Below are 5171 nucleotides of genomic sequence, written 5' to 3' on the forward strand. Positions count from 1 at the left end.
GGCCGGGTCGGTGCAATGGCGGGGGTGGTCAGGACGTGCCATCTCCGTCATACCCCGCCAGGCCGCCGTACCCCGCCACGCCGCCCCGGAGCAGCAGGCTCCCAGTGCGGTGCGTCGGTGCAGCACCGCCTTTCCGGCGCGCGCCGTGGCGAAGCTCCAGGCAGACGGGCGGGTGACCGCGGCGGGGCTGGTCGGGCCGGTCGCGCCAGGAGTGTCCGTGCCGGAGGTACGGGCGGGTGCTGACCTTCTGCTTATTACCCCCAGGGGTATAGTGGACTGCGGGGATCGATGAGTACGAGGGAGAGAGGCGCATCGTGAGCTACGACCGCACCGTCCGGCTGGACACCACCGACTTCGCTGCCGCCGTGGCGGACGTCCGCGAGGCGCTCGCCGGGCAGGGGTTCGGTGTGATCACCGAGATCGACCTGACGGCCACGATGAAGGCCAAGCTCGGCGAGGAGCTGGAGGACTACCTGATCCTCGGCGCCTGCAACCCGGCGCTCGCCTTCCGTGCGATCTCCGCCGATCGCAACATCGGCCTGCTGCTGCCGTGCAACGTGGTCGTCCGCCGGGTCGAGGACCACGTCCTGGTCCAGGCGGTCGATCCCGGCATGATGGTCGAGCTGTCCGACGCCGAGGGTCTGCGGGTCGTCGCCGATGAGGCCACGACCCGCCTGGACGCGGCGCTGGCCGCGCTCGTCTGAGACCGACACCCGACACCGACATCCGAACCAGGAGCCGAACCCCCATGTGCCGACGCGTCACCTGCCGCCGCTGCGGGAAGTACACCTACGCCGGCTGCGGCCAGCACGTCGACCAGGTCCTGTCCGGCGTCCCGGCCGCACAGCGCTGCGGCTGCGCGGCGGAGCCGAAGCCGGCCCGCAAGGGGTGGTGGCCCTTCGGTCGCTGACGCCCTGCGTGCACCGCCCGTCCCGCGCCGCCGTCCTGCACCGCGCCGTCCTGCACCGGCCGGTACCGGCGCGGCAGGCGGTCGGGACCGGGGCCCGCCGCTGAAGGGCCCCGGTGGTCGTCCGCCTGCCGCGCAGGCCGTCGGGCGGGCTCAGCCGGCGGGAAGCGTCTGCCCCGGCCCGGCCGGCAGCTCCTTCAGGCGGCTGACCGGGGACAGCACCAGGCCCACGACGACGACGGCCGAACCGGCCGCGGCCACCGTCAGCGCGCCTCGGCCGCCGAGCTGGCCGGTGAGCAGACCGGCGCAGAGCCCGCCGAGTGCGCCGCCGCCGAACAGGAGCGTCCGGAACGCGGCCGTCATCCGGCCCATCATCGACTGCGGTGTCACCGCCTGACGGAGGCTGACGATGACGACCCCGGCCACGCCGAGGCCCAGGTAGGTGGTGAAGAACGAGAGCACGAACAGCCCGATCATCACCGGTCGCGGCCCGGCCGCCGCGGGGATCAGGGACGGGCCCAGCAGGAGGGCGGACTGGGCCACGAGGTAGACGCGGCCGAGCGGGAACCGCGCGATGACCTTGCGCGAGACGAGCGCGCCGACCAGGCCGCCGACCGAGGCCGTCGCGAAGACGGCGCCGAGTGTCGCCCCCGCCAGGTGGAGGTCGTGGGTCCCGTACAGCAGGAACATCGTCCACACCGTGATCATCGAGAAGTTGCAGCAGAAGCCGATCAGGGCGAGGGCCCGCAGCACGCGGTCGCGCAGGACCCAGGCCAGACCGTCCTTGAGCTCGCGCCGCAACCGCCGTTCGGCGACCGGCTCGGGGCGCGGCTCGGGCGTGCGGATCAGCAGGAGGGAGGCGACGGACACCGCGTAGGAGCAGGCGTCGACGACCACGGCCGCCGGAGCGCCGACCGCGGAGACCAGGAGGCCGGCCAGTCCGGGACCGGCCACGTCGGCCGCCGAGGAGCTGGCGCCCATCTTGGCGCTCGCCTCGACGTAGTGCGCCGGGCTCTTCACCAGCACCGGCACGTACGACATCCAGCTCACGTCGAAGACCACCGACGCGATGCCGACCGTGCACGCGATCACCATCAGCAGGGGCAGGTCGAGCGCGTGCCGCCAGTACAGCAGCGGCACGAGGGCCAGCAGGACCAGCCGGACCAGGTTGGCGCCCAGCATGACCGGTCGCCGGCGGGCGCGGTCGGTCCAGACGCCGATCAGCATGGCCAGCCCCAGGTACGGGACCAGCTGAAGGAAGCGCAGCAGCCCGACCTGCTCGTCGCTCGCGCCGAACGCGCCGATGGCGGTCAGCGGGAGCGCGAGGTTGGTCACCTGGGTGCCGAGCAGCGAGACGGTCTCGCCCAGCCAGAACCTGACGAAGTCGCCGTTGCGCCACAGGCTCGCCTGCAGCGGGGTCTGCTGCGTGGTCGCGTCCGCAGAGTTCGCGACCTGGGTCATCGGGCGCTCCCGGCCAGCTCGGCGACCGCCGCGACGACCGCCTCGACCTCGTCGTCGGTGTTGTAGTAGTGCGGCGACAGGCGCAGGCACCACTCCACCTCCTTGTCGGTGAAGTCGTACTGGGCGAACTCCCGGTAACTGAGTGCGGAGTTGACGCCTCGTGCGTCCAGCGCCGCCTTGAACGGCCGCGCCTGCCACCCCTCGATCGTGAAGGTGACCAGGGCGGCCCGGGCCGGACCCCGCTCCAGGGTCCGCACGCCCGGGATCTCGGCCAACTGCCCGCGCAGCCGCCCGGCCAGGGCGGGTGTGCGCTGCGCGACCGGCTCCAGGCCGACCCGCAGCGCGTACCGGACCGCGGCCGCGCAGCCCAGCACGGTGGCGTACGGGAACTCCCACTCCTCGAAACGGGCGGCCGTGGCGACCGGGGTGTAGGCGCCCGGAGCGGTCCAGCGCGCTCCGTGCATGTCGATGAAGAGCGGCTCGTAACCGGCCGCGAGGGCCCGGTCGGAGACGTAGAGGAAGCCGGAACCGCGCGGCCCGCGCAGGAACTTGCGGCAGGTGGCCGTGAGCAGGTCGCAGCCGATCTCCTCGACGTCGAGCGGGTACTGCCCCACCGACTGGCACGCGTCGACCAGGTAGAGCAGGTCGAGCTCACGGCAGTGCTTTCCGATCTCGGCGACCGGCTGCACCAGGCCGGAGTTGGTGGGCACGTGGGTGGCGGCGACCAGGCGCGGGCGGTGGGCGCGCATCAGCGCCGCCATCGCGTCGACGTCCACGCCACTGCCGTCGGGGTGGTCGGGGGCGTGCACGATCTGCACGCCGTGGCGCTTGCGCAGGGCGAGGAAGGCGATCTGGTTGGAGATGAAGTCGTTGCGGGTGGTGAGGACGACGTCGCCGGGGCGGAAGTCGATCGCCGAGAGGGCCTTGGTGTAGGCGTGGGTGGCGCTGGCAGCGTAGGCGATGTTCCCGGGGCCGGTGCCGAGGAGCTCGGCGAGCGAGGTGTAGAAGTCGGCCGTCTCCGCGGCCCTGGCTGCGGCGGCCTCGTAGCCGCCGATGGTCGCCTCCAGTTCGAGGTGGTCGAGCATCGCCTGGAGGACCGGACGGGCCATCAGACCGCTGCCTGCGTTGTTGAAGTGGACGACCCGCTCGACGCCGGGGGTGTCGGCCCGCAGAGCGGCGAGGTCGAGGAGCGGTTCCGGGCTGCGGGCGAAAGCGCTATCGTGGTTCTTCATGTATGACGGTAGCAGTATCGAGACGCTGGTAGCGAGCCTCCGGGATCTGATCGCGCGTCTCGCCCCGGGCGACCGCCTGCCCAGCAGCCGGGATCTGATCGTGCGTCACGGGGTTGGCCCCGTTACCGTCTCGCGCGCGATCGCCCTCCTGGCGGCCGAGGGCGCGGTGGTCACCCGCCCCGGGAGCGGCACGTATGTGGCGACCCGACGGCCGCGCCCGGCCGACGCCGAACCGGACACCTCCTGGCAGGCCGTCGCCCTGGCGGGCCGTCAGTTCCAGCCGGAGCGCCCCGACGAGCAGTCGGGCACGCCGGCGCCGGGCACCATCGCGCTGTCCGGCGGCTACCTGCACGAGAACCTCCAGCCCACCCGGCTGCTCGGCGGAGCGCTGGCACGGGCCGCCCGCCGCCCGGACGCCTGGCACCGCGCCCCCGCGGCGGGCCTTTCGACGCTCCGCACGATCTTCGCCCAGCAGGCGGGCGGGGACGTCGACCCCGAGGACGTCCTGGTGACCGGAGGCGGACAGGGGGCGTTGTCCATGCTGTTCCGCGCGGTCGCGGCGCCCGGCGACCCGGTCCTGGTCGAGTCGCCGACCTACGTCGGGGCGCTCGCTGCCGCGCGCTCCGCCGGACTGCGGCCGGTGCCCGTGCCGATGGACGAGCACGGCCTGCGGCCCGACCTCCTCGCCGACGCCTTCGCCATGACCGGCGCCCGGCTGCTCTACTGCCAGCCCACCTTCCACAACCCCACCGGCACCGTCCTCGCCCCCGAGCGGCGCGGGCAGGTCGTCGATGTGGCGCGCGCGGCCGGGGCGTTCGTCATCGAGGACGACTTCGCCCGCCACCTCGGCCACGGCCGCACGGTGCCACGCCCGTTGGTCGCCGACGACCGCGACGGCACCGTCATCCACGTCCGTTCGCTGACCAAGGCCGCCTCGCCCAGTCTGCGGATCGGCGGCGTCGTCGCCCGGGGCCCCGTCATGCGGCGCCTGCTCGGGATGCGGCGGGTCGACGACTTCTTCATCGCCCGCCCGCTTCAGGAGGCCGCGGTCGAACTGCTGAGCACTCCGGCGTGGGACCGCCATCTGCGCACCCTGGCGACCGCGCTGAACCACCGCTGCGCGGTGCTGGCCGACGCCCTGGCCCGTGAACTGCCCGACTGGACGCTGCTTCAGCTCCCCGAGGGCGGCTTGCACTTGTGGCTGAGGCTGCCGGCCGGCCTCACCGAGGCGGACATCGCGGACGCCGTCCCGGCGCACCGGGTCGCCGTCAACCTCGGGCACCAGTACTTCGCCGCCGAGCCACCCGCCGCTCACCTGCGCCTCGGCTTCGCCGCCGCGGCCGAGCCCGCCGACCTCGTCGAAGCCGCCGCGCGCCTGGCCGCCGCGGCCAGCCGACCGCGCTCGGCCGACGACTGAGCGACCGCCGGCGGGCGGAGCCCGGCGCGACCCCTCGGCCCCCCTCGCCAACCCGCCCGGCCGCGCCACCTGGCACGCGATCTTCCGGCCCCCAAGGCCTCTGGGGCCCCCGGGCCCCCGGGTCCTGCGGCCTGCGGCCTGCGGCTCCCCGGGC

Annotated in this window: 5 protein-coding genes; 3 read left to right on the top strand and 2 right to left on the bottom strand. The window is 73.9% G+C overall.

The window, feature by feature from the left end:
- Positions 1 to 314: 314 nt before the first annotated feature.
- Both TR50_RS41340 and TR50_RS47725 read left to right on the top strand, forming a co-directional pair.
- Positions 315 to 704, top strand: a complete 390-nt coding sequence (locus TR50_RS41340; protein ID WP_042435506.1) for a DUF302 domain-containing protein — start codon at positions 315 to 317, stop codon at positions 702 to 704.
- A 44-nt stretch (positions 705 to 748) separates the two neighbouring features.
- Entirely contained in the window at positions 749 to 910 is a 162-nt protein-coding gene (locus TR50_RS47725) for a DUF8730 family Cys-rich protein (RefSeq protein WP_162837982.1), read from the top strand.
- A 150-nt stretch (positions 911 to 1060) separates the two neighbouring features.
- Here the strand turns inward: TR50_RS47725 and TR50_RS41345 are convergent, their stop codons facing one another.
- Positions 1061 to 2368: an MFS transporter gene (locus TR50_RS41345; RefSeq protein WP_042435509.1), complete on the bottom strand. Its 1308-nt coding sequence runs from the start codon at positions 2366 to 2368 to the stop codon at positions 1061 to 1063.
- Positions 2365 to 3600, bottom strand: a complete 1236-nt coding sequence (locus TR50_RS41350) for an aminotransferase class V-fold PLP-dependent enzyme (RefSeq protein ID WP_042435512.1) — start codon at positions 3598 to 3600, stop codon at positions 2365 to 2367. Before TR50_RS41350 ends, TR50_RS41345 begins: the two co-directional genes overlap by 4 nt.
- On the opposite strand from TR50_RS41350, the gene TR50_RS41355 reads away from it, so the two are divergent.
- Positions 3599 to 5017 carry an aminotransferase-like domain-containing protein gene (locus TR50_RS41355; protein WP_042435515.1) on the top strand — a complete coding sequence of 473 codons (1419 nt, stop codon included), beginning with the start codon at positions 3599 to 3601 and terminating at the stop codon, positions 5015 to 5017. The two genes, TR50_RS41350 and TR50_RS41355, sit on opposite strands and share 2 nt — an antisense overlap.
- Positions 5018 to 5171 lie beyond the last annotated feature (154 nt).

The organism is Streptacidiphilus anmyonensis, assembly GCF_000787855.1.
Taxonomy (GTDB): Bacteria; Actinomycetota; Actinomycetes; order Streptomycetales; family Streptomycetaceae; genus Streptacidiphilus; species Streptacidiphilus anmyonensis.

Bases quoted from the DNA above. Each gene is read 5' to 3' on its own strand.
- TR50_RS41345 (WP_042435509.1), bottom strand. From the start codon at position 2,368: ATGACCCAGGTCGCGAACTCTGCGGACGCGACCACGCAGCAGACCCCG.
- TR50_RS47725 (WP_162837982.1), top strand. From the start codon at position 749: ATGTGCCGACGCGTCACCTGCCGCCGCTGCGGGAAGTACACCTACGCC.
- TR50_RS41355 (WP_042435515.1), top strand. From the start codon at position 3,599: ATGTATGACGGTAGCAGTATCGAGACGCTGGTAGCGAGCCTCCGGGAT.
- TR50_RS41350 (WP_042435512.1), bottom strand. From the start codon at position 3,600: ATGAAGAACCACGATAGCGCTTTCGCCCGCAGCCCGGAACCGCTCCTC.